Below are 16,954 nucleotides of genomic sequence, written 5' to 3' on the forward strand. Positions count from 1 at the left end.
CTCTCTCTTAAGCAAGCTGTTCGAATTGTGCGGCGAGCTGGGCTCCGGTCAAGGGTTCGCGGGCGATCACCGCAATGGTGTCATCCCCCGCGATGGTCCCGACAACGTCGGGCAATGCGGCGCGATCAATCGCGCTGGCGAGATAGTGCGCGGCACCCGGCGGCGTGCGCAGTACCGCGAGATTACCGCTGGCGTCGGTGGATACCAGCAGCTCCCCCAGCAACCGGGAGAGCCGGTCGGTTCCGCCCGATACGCCGCGGACGGGGCTTCCGTCCTCGGGCACGACGTAGACACCCACTCCGCCGTCCGCGGCGCGAAGTTTGACGGCGCCGAGCTCGTCGAGATCCCGGGACAACGTGGCCTGGGTGGTTTCGATGCCCTCGGCCGCCAGCAGCGCGGCCAGTTCACCCTGGCTGCGCACCGACTGCGTCGACAGCAGCGCCACGATGCGCGCCTGCCGCCCCGCCCGGGTGTCGGCGGCATGTGAGGCTGTCATCGTCGCTGCTCCAGCAGCCACACCAGCAACGCCTTCTGGGCATGTAAACGGTTCTCGGCCTCATCCCATACGGCGCTACGGGGGCCGTCGATGACCTCGTCGGTGATTTCGTGGCCGCGATGAGCGGGAAGGCAGTGCAGGACAACGGCTTCGGAGTCCGCCAGCCCGAGCAGATCCTCGTTCACCTGGAACGGGCGAAACGGCCGCACCCTGTCGAGCCCGTCATTCTCCTGCCCCATTGAGGTCCAGGCGTCGGTGACGAGGACGTCGGCACCCGTCGAGGCGGCGCGCGGATCGGCGGTTACCTTCACCGAGGCGCCGGTGTTCACCGCGATCTTCTCCGCCTCGGATACGTATCGGGCATTCGGCGCGAACCCGTTGGGCGCCGCGATCGTCACATGGATGCCCGCGGTGACGCCGCCCAGCATCAGCGAGTGCGCCATGTTGTTCGCGCCGTCACCCAGATACGTCAGGCGAAGCCCGGTCAGCGAGCCCTTGCGTTCGGCCAGCGTCTGCAGATCGGCGAGGACCTGGCACGGATGAAAATCATCCGACAGGGCGTTCACGATCGGCACGGTGGATCCGGAGGCCATGGCGGTGAGGCGTTCCTTCGCGTAGGTACGCCACACGATGGCTTCCACGTAGCGGGACAGCACCTGCCCGGTGTCTTCGAGGGTCTCTTCGCGACCCAGTTGGGTCGTGCGACTGTCGACGACCACCGCGTGTCCACCCAGCTGTGCGATACCCATCTCAAAGGAGAAGCGGGTGCGGGTCGAGTTCTTCTCGAAGATGACGGCGACCCCGTGGGGGCCTTCAAGCGGTCGACGCGAGAACGGCGCCTTCTTGAGTTCGGCTGCCAGCGTGAGGACCTCGGCCTGCTCGGCGGGTGAGAGGTCGTCATCCCTTAAAAAATGCCGAAGTGACTCCGCTTTGCTCATGCCTGCTCCTGTCCTGCGGCGGTGTCGAGGATTCCCGGTAATGAGGTGACAAACTCCTCGATCTGTTCGTCGGTGATGATCAGTGGTGGCGCCAGGCGTAGCACCTCGGGCGCGGCGGCATTGACAAGGAACCCGGCATCGCGTGCCGCCGCTTCCGCGGCCTTGGCACGCTGCTCGTTCAGGACGATGCCCAGCAACAGACCGGCGCCGCGTACCCGCGCGACCAGCGGATGGTTCAACCCTTCGATGGCATGGCTCAACGACTTCCCGGCCGCGGCAGCGTGATCGACGAGGTTCTGCTCATCGAGAACCCGCAGGACCGCCAGGGCTGCCGCGGCACAGACCGGATTGCCTCCGAACGTGCTGCCGTGCAGCCCCGGGGTGAGCAGCTCTGCGGCAGCTCCGGTCGCGATGCAGGCACCGATCGGCAGACCGCCGCCAAGCCCCTTGGCCAGGGTGACCACATCGGGGGTTATTCCCACCTGTTGGTGTGCGAAAAATGTTCCGGTGCGGCCGATTCCGGTTTGTACCTCATCGAGCACCAGCAGCGCGCCGTGGCGCGCGGTGATCTCACGCACCCCGGCGAGATACCCCTCTGGTGGAACCACCACCCCACCTTCGCCCATGATCGGTTCCAAGAAGACGGCTGCGGTGTCACCGTCGACCGCGGCCTCGATGGCCGCCAAGTCGCCGTATGGGACATGAACAACCCCCGCCGGCAACGGCTCAAACGGCGCCTGCTTGGTCGGCTGGCCGGTGAGCGCCAGCGATCCCATGGTGCGGCCGTGGAAGGCACCTTCGGCCGCTACGACCTTGGTGCGCCCAGTGAGCCGGGTCAGCTTGAACGCGGCCTCGTTGGCTTCGGTGCCGGAATTGCAGAGGAACACCCTGCCCGGAACTCCCAGCCGTGCGACGAGCGCCTCGGAGAGCTCGAGGCCGGGGCCCGTCGCATACAGATTCGAGGTGTGGCCGAGTGTCGAGAGTTGGTGCGTGACGGCATCGATGACGGCCTGGTTGCGGTGACCCAAGACGTTGACGGCGATGCCGCCCAACAGATCCAGGTACCGCTTGCCGTCCACATCGGTGACAACGGCCCCGTCTCCCTCGGCGAGGACTACCGGCGGTGTGCCGTAGTTGTTCATCATCACGTGTTCCCAGCGCTGCTGGGTCTCACTGGTGTTGCTCATGATTGGCTCCTGACAAGTGTCCCGACGCCCTCGTCGGTGAATAGCTCGACCAATACGCAATGCTCGACGCGCCCGTCGATGATGTGGGCGCTGGGCACCCCGCCGTCCACCGCCCGCAGACATGCCTCGACCTTGGGAATCATGCCCGATTCCAGCGTGGGCAGGAGCCCGCGCAGATCCTCGGCGGCGATAGCGGTCACCAGCGATCCCCGGTCCGGCCAGTCGGTGTAAAGGCCCTCGATATCGGTGAGCATCAGGAGACGCTCGGCGCCAAGGGCTTCGGCGAGTGCGCCGGCGGCGGTGTCGGCGTTGAGGTTGTGCACCACGCCATCCGCATCGGGGGCAAGGGTAGATACCACCGGGATACGTCCGGCATCGATCAGGTCAAGGATCGCTTCCGGGTTCACCTGTGCCACATCGCCGACCAATCCGATATCGGTCTCGACGCCATCTACGGTCGCGGTACGGCGCACGGCCGTGAACAGCTGCGCATCCTCGCCCGTGATCCCCACCGCGTACGGCCCGTGGCTGTTGATCAACCCGACAAGCTCACGGCCAACCTGACCGAAGAGCACCATTCGCGCGATGTCCAGCACTTCCGGTGTGGTGACCCGGAAGCCACCCTTGAACTCTCCGGAAACACCAAGCTTTTTCAGCATCGAGGTGATCTGCGGGCCGCCGCCGTGCACGACGACGGGGTGGATTCCGCAGTTGCGCAGGAACACCATGTCTTCGGCGAAGGCGTTCTTGAGCGCATCGTCGATCATGGCGTTGCCGCCGTACTTGATCACGACGATGGCGCCATGCAGCTTCTTGAGCCATGGCAGCGCCTCGGCGAGCACGCGCGCCTTCTTGGGAGCCTTCATGAGCTGTACGCCGAATTCTCTTCGACGTAGGCATGCGAAAGATCGGTGGTCCGGATGGTCGCCCGCTGATCCCCGGCGCCGAGGTCGATGAGTACCTCGACATCCGGCCCGGACAGATCGATCTCACGAGCGCCCGGAGCGCCGGTGCAGTTGGCGCATACCAGGTTTCCGTTGAATGACACCGTGACGCGATCCGGGTCGAGGTCTATCGGGGCCATGCCGACCGCGGCGAGCACTCGGCCCCAGTTGGGGTCGGAGCCGAACAGCGCGGTCTTGACAAGGCTGTCGCGCGCCACCGTCCGGGCGGCGGCCACCGCGTCGTCCTCGGTGACCGCACCGGTGACGGTGATCAGGATCCGTTTGGTGACACCCTCGGCATCGGACTGCAGCTGCGCGGCCAGGTCATCGCAGACCCGTGCTACCGCGGCAGCGAATTCCTCTGCGTCAGGGGTGATCTCGCTTGCCCCGGAGGCCAGCAGCAGCACGGTGTCGTTGGTGGAACAGCTGCCGTCGACGTCGAGCCGGTCGAAGGTGCGCGCGGTAGCCGCCCTCAGCGCGGAATCCAGCTGTGCGGCGGGCACTGCGGCGTCGGTCGTGATGACCACAAGCATGGTGGCCAGGGAGGGCGCCAACATGCCCGCGCCCTTGGCCATGCCGCCCACCGTCCAGCCGCCCTTATGATGCAGCGCAACCTCTTTCGGCACGGTGTCGGTAGTCATGATGGCGTGCGCGGCGTCGGTGCCACCGCCCAGGCCACCCGCCAGCTCGTGCACGATTTCCTGCACCCCGGCCAGCACCTTGTCCATGGGCAACCGGTCGCCGATGAGTCCGGTGGAGCACACGGCCACCTCGACGGCCCCGGTCTCGGTGCCCCAGTCGCTGAGCGTCTTGGCGACCTCCTCCGCGGTGGCGTGGCTGTCCTGGAATCCGACCGGCCCGGTGCATGCATTCGCTCCACCGGAGTTGAGAATGACGGCGCGCAGCCGTCCCGTGGTGAGAACCTGCTGCGACCAGAGCACGGGCGCGGCCTTGACCTTGTTGCGGGTGAACACCCCCGCCGCGGCGTAGTCGGGCCCCTCGTTGAAGACCAGGGCAAGATCCGGCTTGCCTGAGACCTTGATTCCGGCAGCGATTCCGGCCGCTTTGAAGCCGGCGGGCGCGGTGACGCCCTGCGTCCGCACTAACGGCGAGTTGTTCTCGGTCATGGTGCTACCCCCACGATGGAAAGGCCGTCGCCCTCGGGCCAGCCGAGTGCGAGGTTCATGGATTGAATCGCGGCTCCTGCGGTGCCCTTCACCAGGTTGTCTATGGCCGCGATCGCCACCAGCACGCCCGCGTCCGGGTCGACGGCCAGCCCGATGTGCGCGGCGTTGCTCCCGGATACCGCCTTGGTGGTGGGCAACTGTCCCTCGGGAAGCACGTGGATGAACGGCTCATCGCGGTATGCCTCCTGATATGCGTCCCGGATCTCGGCCAGGGTCGCACTGGTTGGCGCCGTACACGTAGCGAGGATGCCGCGGGGCATGGGGATGAGTACGGGCGTGAAGGAGACCGTGACCGGCTTGCCCGACGGATGATTCAGTCCTTGAGCGATCTCCGGAGTGTGCCGATGCGCGCCGGCGATGTTGTAGGCGCGGGCCGATCCCATGACCTCGGAGGCCAGCAGGTCGGCCTTGGGGGCGCGTCCGGCGCCCGTGGTGCCACTCACCGCGACCACGGTGACCGTCGGATCCACGAGTCCTGCGGTGACCGCAGGAGATAACGCCAACAGTGCTGCCGTCGGATAACAGCCCGGAACCGCTACACGCTTGGTGCCGTGCAGGGCCGCACGCGCACCGGAAAGCTCTGGCAGGCCATACGGCCAGCTCCCCGCATGTTTCGAGCCGTAGTAACGCTGCCATGCGGCGGCATCGGTCAGCCGGAAGTCGGCGCCACAGTCGATGATGAGGGTCTGCGGCCCCAGCTCGTCGGCGATCTTGGCCGAAGACCCGTGCGGCAATGCCAGGAACACCACGTCATGCCCCCGCAACAGCTTGGGATCGGTGGGCTGTAGTTTGTGGTCAGCCAACGGCGTCAGATTCGGGTGATGCTCGATGAGGCTGCTGCCAGCGTTCGAACCAGCCGTCAGTACCCCGATGCGCAGGCGGCCCGCGGCGTATGCCGGATGTGCGAGCAGCAGGCGCAGAATCTCACCGCCGGCATATCCGCTGGCACCGGCGACCGCGACCGAGAACCCAGTTGTCATAGCCGCAATTCTGTATCATTATGCAGTCAAGCGCAAATATATTCGACAGGTCTTTTGGGCACGCGATCAACCTCAACTTGAGCTAAACGGTGTGATGCCCCGTTCCCACGGTTACGGTGGAGGTAGCTGGCGAATAGCGCCGGCAGTTGATAACGAGCGAGAACGAGAAGGGAGCCTTCCATGTCGGATCGTGCCGATCGTCAGCGCCAGGAGCAGCACCGCGAGCAGGCTGACCAGCGCCGAGGACAGTAAGACCTGCTAGGTGCGTTGGGTTGCCCCAACGCGCTCGGCCGCAGAGGCCACCGCCGTTATCCGTGCGGCGGTGGCCTCGTCTTCTGTCAGGGTGCGGTCGGTTGCCCGGAAACGCAGCCGGAAGTTCAACGATTTTTTGCCTTCGCCCACCTGCGGCCCGGTGTAAACCTCCACCAGGCGCACCTCTTCGATCAACTCACCCGCCCCGGCGCGCAGCGCCTCGGTGACCACATCGGCGGGCACCGTTTCGGCGACCACCAGCGAAACGTCCTGAAAAACTGCCGGGAACGGCGAGATCCGTGGCGCGGGAAGCGGATTGGTGACGGGAAGCGCATCGAGACTCAGCTCCAGGGCACATGTGCGTTTGGGCAGCCCGAGCCGTTCGATGACCGCCGGGTGCAGTTCGCCGGCATGCCCGACAACCTGGCCATCGGCCACAATCTCCGCGCACCGCCCCGGATGCCACGGCAATTCACTGCCGGCCCGCAGCGACAGGTCCACGTAGGCGGCCCGCCCGATTATCCGGGCAGCTTCCAGCACGTCGGTGACATCGGCGGCGCGCCCGCGCCCCCACGGCCCATTCGGCTCGCGCGCCCCCGTCAGCACAAGTGCCACATGGACGGGCTGCGCGGGCAGAGACTCAAACAATGCACTGAGCTCGGCCTCGGAGGGGCGATCCGTCACGTCGAGCAGCGGGATCGCCCGGGTCGTCTCGGTTGGCCGGACAACCTGACCGATAGTGAACAACGCGACGTCGACGGTTCCGCGAGAAATATTGCGCGACAACGCCTCAAGCACCCCAGGCAAGAGCGTGCTGGCCAGTTCGGGGCGGTCGGATTCCAGCGGGTTGAGAACCTTTGTGGTACGTCGGCGCGGATCGTCCTGATCCAGGCCCCACGCGTCGAACACACCGGCAGGCAGGAAGGGCATCGGCAGGATCTCGGTGTATCCGCTGAGCGCCAAGGACTTCCCCACCGCACGGCGACGGCGTTGCGCCGCGGTGAGGCCACCGCCTTGTGGTGCCGCGGGCAGAATCGACGGGATATCTTCCAGCCCTTCGAGTCGCAGCACCTCCTCCACCAGGTCCGCACCCTCGGTGATGTCCGGACGCCAGCTCGGCGGTATGACCCGCAGGGTGTCGCCCTCCACCGCCACCTCGGCACCGATCTGCCGGAGGCGGTGTTCCACCACCCCGTCGGCGTAGCCGATCCCGGCAATGCGCGCGGGCAGGTCGGTGGCCATAACAATCTCTGATCGAGCCTGGTCGTTGGCCGACCAATCGGTGAGTTCGGCGGGCGTGCTGCCGCCTGCTATGTCACGCAGTAGAGACGCACAACGATCCAGCGCGGCAACGGATATCGCGGGATCCACGGAACGCTCGTAGCGACGTCCCGCCTCGCTGTGCAGGTGTAGCCGACGCTGGGTACGCAGTACCGCGGCCGGATCCCATACCGCGGCTTCGAGGAGCACGTCAGTGGAGTCTTCGCGCATCTCGGTGCTTCCGGCGCCCATGACACCGCCGATGGCGGTCACACCGGCATCGTCGGCGATCAGAACGTCGCCGGGTTCAAGCTTGCGTTGCACATCGTCGAGGGTGATAACCGTCTCGCCGGGTGTCGCGAATCGCACCCGGAAATCCCCGCTGATCCGCGCCTTGTCATGCGCGTGCATGGGATGCCCGATCTCGAGCATCACGTAGTTGGTGGCGTCCACCGCAGGCGATATGGCCCGGATTCCACAGAGCATCAGCCGTCGCTGCAGCCACCACGGCGACACCGCCGCCGGATCGATGCCGATCACCGGGCGCAACCCGAAGCGTTTGACCCCGGTACCGGTGTCGATATGTACCGGCAGCGAGGGCTTGTCGGCGGGGAGCGGCTCTACCGCAGCTGGATCGGCGAAATCCAGGTCGTACGCACAAGCCAGATCGCGGGCCAGCCCGCGAACGGACAGGCAGTATCCGCGATCCGGAGTGATCGACAGATCGAAGATGACATCGTCCAGCCCGACCACCTCGGCGGCGTCGGCACCGGGATCGGCGGTTCCCGGCGGTAGCACCAGAATGCCCGACGAGTCCGAGCCGAGACCCAGCTCGGTCGTCGAGCAGATCATCCCGTCGGAGGTGTGTCCGTAGGTCTTTCGTGTCGCGATGGTGAAGTCGCCGGGTAGCGTGACGCCCGGGAGTGCCACCACCACGAGGTCGTTGACGGCGAAATTCGATGCACCACAGACAATCTCACGAGGTTCGGCTTCACCTACGTCCACCAGGCAAAACCGGATCGGCTTTTTGAAGTCGGTGAGTTCGGTGATCTGGGCGACGCGCCCGATCACCAGCGGTCCGGTAACCGGACCGGGCACCATCACCTCTTCCACCTCATGACCGATGCGGATCAGCGTTTCCTCGATACTCGCCGGGGTAGCGGCGAACTCCGGGGCACCGACCCGCAGGACCTCGATGAGCCAGCTGTAGGGAATGCGCATCAGGCACTCACCCCGAACGGGAGGCTGAAGCGTACGTCGCCTTCGATCATGTCGCGCATGTCGGGCAACCCGTTGCGGAACTGCAAGGTTCGTTCCAGCCCCATACCAAACGCGAAGCCGCTGTATTTTTCCGGATCAATACCACTGGCCCGCAGCACATTCGGATTCACCATGCCGCAGCCTCCCCATTCAACCCAGCCGGCCCCGCCCTTCTTGTTCTCGAACCAGACGTCCACCTCGGCGGAGGGTTCGGTGAACGGGAAGAAGTGCGGCCGCATCCGGGTGTGTGCCTGTGCCCCGAACATGGCCCGCGCGAAGGCGTCGAGCGTGCCCTTGAGGTTGGCCAGGGTCAGTCCGCGATCCACGGCGAGCCCCTCTACCTGATGGAAGGCGGGCAGGTGCGTCGCATCGATTTCATCGGTGCGGAAGGCGCGCCCCAGCGAGATCACATAGACGGGCAGCTCGCGCGCCAACAGGGTACGGACCTGAACCGGTGAGGTGTGTGTGCGCAACACCTGTCGCGACTCCTCGGGGGCGATGTAGAAGGTGTCCTGCGTGCTGCGAGCCGGGTGGTCGGGCAAGAAGTTGAGGGCATCGAAGTTGAAGTGTTCGGTCTCCACCTCCGGGCCGTCCGCCACCTCCCACCCCATCGCTACGAAGGTGTCCGCAATGTGTTCGGACAGGATGGTGATCGGGTGGCGCGCTCCAATCGTCTGGCGCGTCGGCGGCAGGGTCACATCGACACGCTCCGCGACCAGTACGGCGGCATCACGTTCGGCGCGCAGTTCCTCCAACCGGATGTCGTACGCCTGTTGTGCCTGGGTGCGTACGGCGTTGACAAGCTTTCCGGCCTCAGCCCGTTGCTCCTTCGGCAGCGCGCCCAGCGCCTGCCGCGCGAGCGCCAGCGGCGACTTCTCCCCTAGATGGTCAACCTTTGCCTGCGCGAGGGCATCCAGGTCACCGGCGCCGTCAAAAGCCGCGCGAGCAGCATCAACGGCGCTCGTCAGAGCTCTCTCTGATGGTTCCACTGAAGGGTCCTGCGAGTGATCGGCCACGGATGCCGATCATAGGGTAAGGCGGGTTAACCACCGTGCGGTCATGCCCGGCAGGCACCACCGCACCGCCTAATGTTGAGCGGGTGAATGGCGAAGCAGTGCGCCGCTGGATCTTCGAAAGACATTGCCATCCGGTCAGTGCGTGGTCCCGTTGGGCAACGACACCGCTGTTGCTCGTTCCGGTATGGACCCGGCGATGGCGTTGGGCGGTCCCCATCGCTGCGTGGCTCGCCATCAACCCGGTGGTGACCCCGCCGCCCTGGGACAACAACTCCTTTGCCACTCGCGCCATACGCGGTGAAGAGATCTGGATGACCAGACCTACGTCGGATACTGCCCTCACCGTGTTGGGCATTGTCGGCGGCACCGCGCTGATCTCGGCATTGATAGCCGCCTGGCGGCGTTCAGGGATCGGGGCGGCGGCAGGTACCGCACTGTCGATGGCGATCACGCTGCTTGCCTGGCGGCGCTACGCCCACATCTGGGAGGCAAATCAGTCCGGACGGTAATGTCCGATTTCCGCTAGCGCTGCGGTGGGACCGCGGGCATGCTCGAAGCATGGAACTTGACGCGGAGGCCTGTTACCGGGCCGTGCAGTCCCGTGACACACGATTCGACGGCCAGTTCTATACGGCCGTGCGCACCACCGGCATCTACTGCCGGCCGTCCTGCCCGGCCATCACCCCGAAGCGTCAGAATGTCTCGTTCCATCCCACCGCCGCCTCCGCGCAGGCCGAGGGCTATCGAGCCTGCCGACGGTGCCTGCCGGACGCGGCACCCGGGTCACCATTGTGGAACATCAAGTCCGACTTAGCTGTTCGAGCGATGCGCCTTATTGGCGACGGCGTGGTCGAGCGCGATGGCGTGGATGGTTTGGCCCGCGCCCTCGGATACTCGAGCCGTCAGCTCAACAGGGTTCTACTCGCCGAGCTCGGCGCAAGCCCGCTGGCCCTGGCGCGCGCCAATCGCGCCACCACCGCACGCCTGCTCATTCAGCGGACCGAACTGGCCATGTCCGACATTGCCTTTGCGGCCGGGTTTTCCAGTATTCGGCAGTTCAACGACACGATCGCGGCGGTGTTCGCGACGACACCGTCGAAACTACGCGCCGAGCTCCCCCGCGCAGCGAGTCTCACATCGGCACCGATGCCCGGCGGCGTCAGCCTGAAACTTCCTCTGCGGCAGCCCCACAACGTCGCTTGGTCGATCTGGCTGTTGGAGCATCATTGCGCGCGCGGGGTCGAGGATTTTGCCGAGGGACGGTACACCCGAGCACTGAGGATGCCCCACGGTCCCGTCGTTGCGACCCTGACGGTAGACGTCGATCAGGTGCGCGCGGACCTACAACTCTCCGACATGCGTGACCTCGCGCCCGCGGTGGCCCGCCTGCGCCACCTTCTTGACCTGGATGCCGACCCCGCGGCGGTGGATGACGCACTGCTGTCTCACCCAGCTCTGGCCCCACTTGTCGCCGAGGCTCCCGGCATCCGGGTGCCGGGGACAGTCGACGGGTCAGAGCTGCTGTTGCGCACCATGATCGGACAGCAGATCTCGGTGTCCGCGGCCAATACCGCTACGGCACACCTCGTTGCCGAACTCGGCGAGGAGGTGGCCGACACGACCGGGCGGGTGACACGTCTGTTTCCCACCCCCGAGGCGGTCGCCGCCGCCGGTACGGAGGTGATGGCGGGACCTGCGGCCCGGATCGCCGCGATCGTCGGGGCCGCCGACAGGCTCGCGACCGGCAAGCTGGAGTTGCATCACGGCATGAACGCCGCCGACATGCGCCGGCAACTATTGGAGATCAAGGGAATCGGACCTTGGACCGCTGACTACGTGGTGATGCGTCAACTCGCCGATCCAGACGTTCTCCTCGAGCACGATCTGGTGCTGCGCCGCGGCGCGGCGGCAGAGGGTATAGACCTCGCAGCTGCCCGCGACTGCTCGCCGTGGCGGTCTTATGTATCTATGCACCTGTGGCGCAAGGGAATCACTGCGCTACCCCATCCGCGCATTCGCGCACAGAAAGGAATCTCGTGAGCGACTACTCGACTCTCACCACCCCGGTGGGGCCGTTCACCGCCATCGTCGACGGATCGGGGACGGTCCTGGCATCGGGATGGACGGACTCCCCCGAGCTACTGCACGCGTTGATACATCCGGCGTTGCGCCCGCGGGAACTGAACCGCAAACGCGATCTCGGCAAGGTGTCCAAGGCTGTCACCGACTACCACGCGGGCGATCTGACCGCCATCGACTCGATCCCCGTCACCCAGCGTTCCGGGGACTTCCTCATGCACGCCTGGGATGTGCTGCGACAGGTCGATCCCTTAGCGCCTATCACCTACAGCGAGTTCGCCGTGCGCGCCGGACGGCCCGCGGCGGTCCGTGCGGCCGCCAGTGCCTGCGCCCGGAATGCGGCGGCACTGTTCGTGCCGTGCCATCGGGTATACCGCATCGGCGGCTCACTGGGAGGCTTCCGCTATGGGCTTCCGATCAAGCGATGGCTACTTGATCACGAGGCTCCCGCCGGGACCTGACCCATTGACTGATGAGCACTGCGGCTATCGCCGCGGGCACCGCCGCCGCCAGAGTCTGGGCGTCCTCGGAGAACATCATCAGGGCGAATAGTCCACCAAATCCTAAGAGCACCAATCGGAGTACGGACCAATGCGGCGCGTGCAGGGACAGCGTGTGCGCCGCGAGCATCCCGAGGAGAAATGCCGTGAGATGCCCCACCTCGGTGAACGTCTGATTGCACGCGATGGATACGGCGCCGACGGCGATCCAGCCGGACATCCACGAGCCACGCCAGCGCGGCGGAATCGATGCGGTGAGTGCGCCGACAACAGCGGCTGTCCCGTAGCTCATCCCCACATCGCTGGCCCGCGCGATGGTTATCGGGGCCCAGCGCATCCAGATGGCCAGTGCGGTTCCGACTCCCACGATGAGGGTCGCCCCGATATGACCGAGCACGAAGGTCAGCGCCAAACGCCCACTGTGCCACTGCAGTTCAGCTAGGGCAAGGATGCAGATCAGGCCGGGAAGCCACAAGTAGATTGGTCCGGCGTCGGTCACAAAGGCACTGCCGATGAGGGTGCCCAGGCGTCCCTGGTGCAGATTGTGCAGATTGGTGCTCGCATGAGCGATCACCCGGTCTTGCATCCGCGGCCCCTCGACCACCAGCACGGTGGCGACTGCTACCAGCGCAACCGTGTAACCGATGGTGACCCGCAGCCGGACAAGCGCGGCCCAGACTCTCCGCATGATCCATGATCGCACCGTCTAGATGCGACCGTCGTCCCCAGCGGCTGGCAGTTCCCTGCGAGTTTCGAGTAGGTACATCTTCATGTTCTCGGGCACACCGGCCGGTCTGCTGGAGAACAGCGGACGCCGCACGGGCGTGGGCGTGAGTCCCAGGTGATCAAGAAGCACCAGCGGCACCTTGGCCAGCGCCGGTTGCGAGATCGCCAGACCACCCTTCGCGGCGCTCTCCATGACGCGGGCGGCGATGTTCACATCGACTCCGAGCCAGTCCGATCCGATGCGCTGAGGCGTTCCGGTGTGGATCCCAATCCGCATATGCGGCGTGTACCCCTGTATTTCAACGTTTTTCAATGCGTCGCGGGCAGGAATGACGGCTTGTAGAGCCGTGATCGGATCATCGAAAACGGCCATGATGCCGTCGCCCATGCGCTTGACCACCTGCCCCCCGGCATTGAGCATGGGAGGTTCGGCGACCGATGCCACGCGACGCAGCAGTTTCAGCGTTGCCTCGTCACCGGCCTCCAGTGCCCAGGCGGAGAATCCGACGAGATCGGTGAAGACCAGGGTGACCTCGCGATTCGCCGGCTGCTTGCTGACCTTCTCGGTGAAAGCCTGCCAGATCTGCAGTGCGCCGAACCCGAACTCACGGAATGCGGTGTCTCTGTCGGTCACCAATCGGTCAGCCGCGCGCGCCACCGCACTCGCCCCACCAAAACCGCTGGTGGACAGGGGGTCGCCGAAATACGGGTCACCGGGCAGCGAACGCCGGGCACGGCGCACCGCCGCCACAACCGTGGGATCCCGATCCATCTTGCGGAACCAGCTCCCGGCTCGGGCGATATGGCGAGAGGCAGCCTCGGCGGGATCGGAACTCTGCGCTGGCGCGGCCGTATCGGGCGACTCCGCGGCGAGATCATGCCGCGCAGACCCACTGGTGCGGCCTCGCCTGCGCTTACGGATTCCCGAGTTGTGCTCACGGTCCGGTTCGGCATCGAGGCCTGACGGCTCGACATCCACGGCATCAGCCTATGTGCTGGGGTGTGCGGCGGCAATCTCGTCGTTGCCAGTGTCGCCGCCTTCGCGCCGGTTCGGGTCCTTCTCCTCAACCGCCTGGTCGATATCGGTCGGCGCTGGTAGCGGCTGCATGGAGCTTCGGACACGGTTGGCAAACGGTTCTCAACACCGCCGAGATGCTCGTGGACAACGCCGGTTGTCAGCCATATCGTGCGTGATAGGCGCCACATAGGAGGGTCGACGATGACATCTGCCACTGCTGATCGCCGCGCTCGGCGATCCACTCGCAAAGGCCCGTCGCGCGTGAGGCCCGCGGCCGAACCACGGCATGAAGTCGATCTGGACGGCCCACCGCAACCGTTGGGCCCAGATTCGCTGACATGGAAGTACTTTGCGGATCTGCGGACCGGACTCCTTGGCGTGTGGATCGGATCAATCCAGAACATGTATCCGGAATTGGGCGCCGGAGTCCAGGATCACTCGATCCTGTTGCGTGAGCCCCTGCAGCGCGTGACGCGCTCGGTCTTTCCCATCATGGGCGTGGTCTACGACGGTGATCGCGCCGCGGACACCGGGCGCCAGATTCGGGGCTACCACGACACCATCAAGGGCGTCGACAGCAAGGGGCGTCGCTACCACGCACTGAATCCCGAAACCTTCTACTGGGCCCACGCCACCTTCTTCATGCTCATCATCAATACCGCCGAATACTTCTGCGGAGGCCTCACCGAGGCCGAGAAACGGCAGCTGTTTGCCGAGCATGTCCAGTGGTACCGGATGTACGGCATGAGCATGCGGCCCGTGCCCAACTCCTGGGAGGAGTTCCAGCGGTACTGGGCGCGGGTCTGCGACGAAGAACTGGAGATCAATCGCGCGACGATGGACATCTTCCACATTCAGATCCCCAAACCGAAGTACGTACTGCTACCGGACTTTCTCTGGCAGCAGATGTGGGCACCGGCCCGCGCATTTCAGAACTGGGTGGCCGCCGGGGTGTTCAGTTCCTCGGTGCGCGAGAAGGCCGGAATGCGCTGGACTCCTGGCGATGAGGTACTCCTGCGAGTGTTCGGAAAAGCAGTGCAGTTGGCATTCAGTCCATTGCCCGACGACATCCGCCTGCATCCACGCGCCGTGTCGGCGTACAAGCGCGCTCAGGGCCGCCTGCCCGCGGACGCGCCATTGGTCGAGGCGCCCAAGATCACCGCTCCGCCCAGGGATAGGCGCGGGCTGCCCACGCATTACGTACCGCCATCGACCGAGGCGAGGTCCCTGACCTCCCGTGCTGGCAAGCTACTGCACTCCGCCTTCTCATTGGCGTCGCCGCCGTGGGCGCTCCGGGGCCGCCGCGAGGTCGCGTAACAGCTGTTTACGCAGCTTTTACAGGGCGGCACTATGGCGTAGGCCACATTTTTCGGGCTGCGATTCCTGTCGTCTGATAGACGAAACAGGGTCGTCCGGACAACGGGTTTACCCTGCCGTGGACGTACCGACACATGGTGTTCACCAGGTGATTAGCCCAGCACACCAACCTATTCGGACAACGTGTCTTTTGTAGGTTGCCAGCATCCAGCAAAACTCCATCAACTCACGGCGAGCAGAAGCCGTCAGTGAGCCTCCTTGTCCCACAAGGCGATTCCTGTGAGCCACCTGTGAATTTTGATCAGCGGCAGGGTTTGCGCAGGCGTATCTTTCCGTCAGCTCAGATAACGGATTCATCACTCCGACCGGTAATCGACGGCGCCGCAGTAGCTCCCAAACTCAGGTACAGGTTCACCACCATTTACATCCGCAAGGGGAAACGAGGCATTCAGATGGCAGCACGTAAGCGAGTGGGCGCCGTCATGGCGTTGGTCACCGCGATCTGTACCTTGGCAACGGCTCCGGCCCACGCCGATCCCGTCACCATGGCGCCACAGACCTATACCAAGGTGAGCCGCGACGGGTGGACCTTGATGATCCGGATCGACCACGAGACCATCAACTCCGTACCCAACCTGGCCGAGGCCTCCAACTCGCGGGAAGCGTTCGTGACCTTCGATGCGACCGCGATCGCCACCGGCGGATCGGCGCCCATCACCGATAGCTTGTTCATCGCCGGATACCAGTTAGGTTGCCAGACAGACGTTTCCAGCGGTCTGCAGATCGGTGGCACCGGCGGCCTCGCGGGGTCTGTGGGCTACAGCGGCGGGCCGTCCGTCGGCGGTTCCGGCGGCCTCGCCGGGTTTGTGCAGACCATCTTGCAGCCCGGTGTCATCACCGATCTACCCCTGGCCAATATGGCCTTGAGTGATAGCGGCAAGGCCATGCTCGACGTCGACAACCTCCACATCAAGGCCGACGCGTGCGGCGGCGATGTCACCATTCGCTCCTATGTCTATCTGCGGATCTCGACCGCTTCGGCGCATACTGAGTTCGCCATCTACGGCGACCCGATGAAGATCTAGGGAGGTTCTCGTGCCGAAACGAAAGATCGTTGTCACGGTGGCCGGAGTGGCGGGGGCCCTGGCCCTGGGTGGGCTCGCCGCCCCTACGGCCGCCGCCGACCCGCCGGGTATCCCCTTCGTGCCCGGCGTACCCGCGCCATTGCCCGCAACCCCGGGAAGTTATACGTACATCTACAACAACTTCCCAGCGGTCGCGCCGGCCACGGTCGACGCGCGCGGTGTGAAGATCGCCGCCAATGCCGATCCCGCGGCAGGTGCGGCCGGTCTGCCCGGCAGCAAGCTGGGCAACTCCGCCCACCCGGCCAACGTCTTGACCTCGTCCAGCACGCGGTACGGCATCCAGGGGGGCACGACACCGGCCGCCCCGGCCAGCACCACCGGTGTGCAGTTCGGCGCCGGTAACGAGAACCCCGCACTGGAGGATCCACACGGGGCACCGCCGCAGAGTGCGGCCGCGGTCGAGGCGGCCGCCCCGACCGTGATGCCGGGAGCTCCGACGCCTCCGGTTCTGGAGTCCCCCGATGGTCAACCCCCGAAGCCCGCGGAAGAACCCGCCGGCTGATCAGTCCTGCCGCAATACCGAAAATGGGCCCCCTGTCGAACAGGGGGCCCATTTTCGGCGTCGTGCGACGACATGGAGCGAGTGACGGGACTCGAACCCGTGTGAACGGCTTTGCAGGCCGGTGCCTAGCCTCTCAGCCACACCCGC

The 16,954-nt window shown here is 65.5% G+C and carries 16 protein-coding genes and 1 tRNA gene; 6 read left to right on the forward strand and 11 right to left on the reverse strand.

The genetic code is table 11. From position 1 onward, the window contains the following. Positions 1-7: 7 nt before the first annotated feature. From AOT83_RS22885 to pheS, 8 genes are all read right to left on the reverse strand, one after another. Positions 8-496, reverse strand: coding sequence for an arginine repressor (locus AOT83_RS22885; RefSeq protein ID WP_030098041.1), 489 nt, complete (start codon positions 494-496; stop codon positions 8-10). Continuing rightward, complete coding sequence (gene argF, locus AOT83_RS22890; RefSeq protein WP_057963949.1) at positions 493-1,434, reverse strand: ornithine carbamoyltransferase; 942 nt, start codon at positions 1,432-1,434, stop codon at positions 493-495. The genes AOT83_RS22885 and argF overlap by 4 nt, the downstream gene beginning before the upstream one ends. Further along, positions 1,431-2,621, reverse strand: a complete 1,191-nt coding sequence (locus tag AOT83_RS22895) for an acetylornithine transaminase (RefSeq protein WP_057963950.1) — start codon at positions 2,619-2,621, stop codon at positions 1,431-1,433. Before AOT83_RS22895 ends, argF begins: the two co-directional genes overlap by 4 nt. Further along, complete coding sequence (gene argB, locus AOT83_RS22900; protein ID WP_057963951.1) at positions 2,618-3,487, reverse strand: acetylglutamate kinase; 870 nt, start codon at positions 3,485-3,487, stop codon at positions 2,618-2,620. Before argB ends, AOT83_RS22895 begins: the two co-directional genes overlap by 4 nt. Further along, entirely contained in the window at positions 3,484-4,692 is a 1,209-nt protein-coding gene (argJ, locus tag AOT83_RS22905) for a bifunctional glutamate N-acetyltransferase/amino-acid acetyltransferase ArgJ (protein WP_057963952.1), read from the reverse strand. Before argJ ends, argB begins: the two co-directional genes overlap by 4 nt. Next, a complete protein-coding gene (argC, locus tag AOT83_RS22910) occupies positions 4,689-5,732 on the reverse strand; it encodes an N-acetyl-gamma-glutamyl-phosphate reductase (protein ID WP_030098046.1) in 1,044 nt (347 codons plus the stop codon). Before argC ends, argJ begins: the two co-directional genes overlap by 4 nt. A gap of 258 nt (positions 5,733-5,990) precedes the next feature. After that, complete coding sequence (gene pheT, locus AOT83_RS22915; RefSeq protein ID WP_057963953.1) at positions 5,991-8,465, reverse strand: phenylalanine--tRNA ligase subunit beta; 2,475 nt, start codon at positions 8,463-8,465, stop codon at positions 5,991-5,993. Further along, positions 8,465-9,520, reverse strand: coding sequence for a phenylalanine--tRNA ligase subunit alpha (pheS, locus tag AOT83_RS22920; RefSeq protein WP_109394941.1), 1,056 nt, complete (start codon positions 9,518-9,520; stop codon positions 8,465-8,467). The genes pheT and pheS overlap by 1 nt, the downstream gene beginning before the upstream one ends. An 83-nt stretch (positions 9,521-9,603) precedes the next feature. Between pheS and AOT83_RS22925 the strand changes: the two genes are divergently transcribed. The 3 genes from AOT83_RS22925 to AOT83_RS22935 are packed head-to-tail and all read left to right on the forward strand — an operon-like array spanning position 9,604 to position 12,060. Further along, a complete protein-coding gene (locus AOT83_RS22925; protein WP_232783321.1) occupies positions 9,604-10,029 on the forward strand; it encodes a DUF6653 family protein in 426 nt (141 codons plus the stop codon). A gap of 49 nt (positions 10,030-10,078) precedes the next feature. Beyond that, on the forward strand, positions 10,079-11,560 hold the full coding sequence (locus AOT83_RS22930; RefSeq protein WP_057963955.1) for an Ada metal-binding domain-containing protein: 1,482 nt from the start codon (positions 10,079-10,081) through the stop codon (positions 11,558-11,560). Then, a complete protein-coding gene (locus tag AOT83_RS22935) occupies positions 11,557-12,060 on the forward strand; it encodes a methylated-DNA--[protein]-cysteine S-methyltransferase (RefSeq protein WP_030098051.1) in 504 nt (167 codons plus the stop codon). Before AOT83_RS22930 ends, AOT83_RS22935 begins: the two co-directional genes overlap by 4 nt. On the opposite strand, the gene AOT83_RS22940 is transcribed toward AOT83_RS22935, so the two are convergent. Next, positions 12,017-12,787, reverse strand: a complete 771-nt coding sequence (locus tag AOT83_RS22940) for a rhomboid-like protein (RefSeq protein ID WP_057963956.1) — start codon at positions 12,785-12,787, stop codon at positions 12,017-12,019. The two genes, AOT83_RS22935 and AOT83_RS22940, sit on opposite strands and share 44 nt — an antisense overlap. Positions 12,788-12,805: 18 nt before the next feature. Then, positions 12,806-13,804, reverse strand: a complete 999-nt coding sequence (locus tag AOT83_RS22945) for an adenylate/guanylate cyclase domain-containing protein (RefSeq protein ID WP_057963957.1) — start codon at positions 13,802-13,804, stop codon at positions 12,806-12,808. Between the two features lie 240 nt (positions 13,805-14,044). Between AOT83_RS22945 and AOT83_RS22950 the strand changes: the two genes are divergently transcribed. The 3 genes from AOT83_RS22950 (at position 14,045) to AOT83_RS22960 (ending at position 16,807) form a co-directional block, all read left to right on the forward strand. Then, positions 14,045-15,160, forward strand: a complete 1,116-nt coding sequence (locus AOT83_RS22950; protein WP_078286079.1) for an oxygenase MpaB family protein — start codon at positions 14,045-14,047, stop codon at positions 15,158-15,160. Between the two features lie 482 nt (positions 15,161-15,642). Beyond that, positions 15,643-16,245, forward strand: coding sequence for an MspA family porin (locus AOT83_RS22955; protein WP_044105784.1), 603 nt, complete (start codon positions 15,643-15,645; stop codon positions 16,243-16,245). Between the two features lie 10 nt (positions 16,246-16,255). Further along, positions 16,256-16,807, forward strand: a complete 552-nt coding sequence (locus AOT83_RS22960) for a hypothetical protein (RefSeq protein ID WP_057963959.1) — start codon at positions 16,256-16,258, stop codon at positions 16,805-16,807. 73 nt (positions 16,808-16,880) lie between these two features. On the opposite strand, the gene AOT83_RS22965 is transcribed toward AOT83_RS22960, so the two are convergent. Then, a tRNA-Cys gene (locus AOT83_RS22965) sits at positions 16,881-16,954 on the reverse strand.

Origin of the sequence: Mycobacteroides sp. H001 (assembly GCF_001440005.1) — a bacterium.
GTDB classification, from domain to species: domain Bacteria; phylum Actinomycetota; class Actinomycetes; order Mycobacteriales; family Mycobacteriaceae; genus Mycobacterium; species Mycobacterium gwanakae.

What these genes read in the sequence shown, in the direction of transcription:
- AOT83_RS22885 (WP_030098041.1), bottom strand. Translation starts at nt 496, where the DNA reads ATGACAGCCTCACATGCCGCCGACACCCGGGCGGGGCGGCAGGCGCGC.
- argF (WP_057963949.1), bottom strand. Translation starts at nt 1,434, where the DNA reads ATGAGCAAAGCGGAGTCACTTCGGCATTTTTTAAGGGATGACGACCTC.
- AOT83_RS22895 (WP_057963950.1), bottom strand. Translation starts at nt 2,621, where the DNA reads ATGAGCAACACCAGTGAGACCCAGCAGCGCTGGGAACACGTGATGATG.
- argB (WP_057963951.1), bottom strand. Translation starts at nt 3,487, where the DNA reads ATGAAGGCTCCCAAGAAGGCGCGCGTGCTCGCCGAGGCGCTGCCATGG.
- argJ (WP_057963952.1), bottom strand. Translation starts at nt 4,692, where the DNA reads ATGACCGAGAACAACTCGCCGTTAGTGCGGACGCAGGGCGTCACCGCG.
- argC (WP_030098046.1), bottom strand. Translation starts at nt 5,732, where the DNA reads ATGACAACTGGGTTCTCGGTCGCGGTCGCCGGTGCCAGCGGATATGCC.
- pheT (WP_057963953.1), bottom strand. Translation starts at nt 8,465, where the DNA reads ATGCGCATTCCCTACAGCTGGCTCATCGAGGTCCTGCGGGTCGGTGCC.
- AOT83_RS22930 (WP_057963955.1), top strand. Translation starts at nt 10,079, where the DNA reads ATGGAACTTGACGCGGAGGCCTGTTACCGGGCCGTGCAGTCCCGTGAC.
- AOT83_RS22940 (WP_057963956.1), bottom strand. Translation starts at nt 12,787, where the DNA reads ATGCGGAGAGTCTGGGCCGCGCTTGTCCGGCTGCGGGTCACCATCGGT.
- AOT83_RS22950 (WP_078286079.1), top strand. Translation starts at nt 14,045, where the DNA reads ATGACATCTGCCACTGCTGATCGCCGCGCTCGGCGATCCACTCGCAAA.
- AOT83_RS22955 (WP_044105784.1), top strand. Translation starts at nt 15,643, where the DNA reads ATGGCGTTGGTCACCGCGATCTGTACCTTGGCAACGGCTCCGGCCCAC.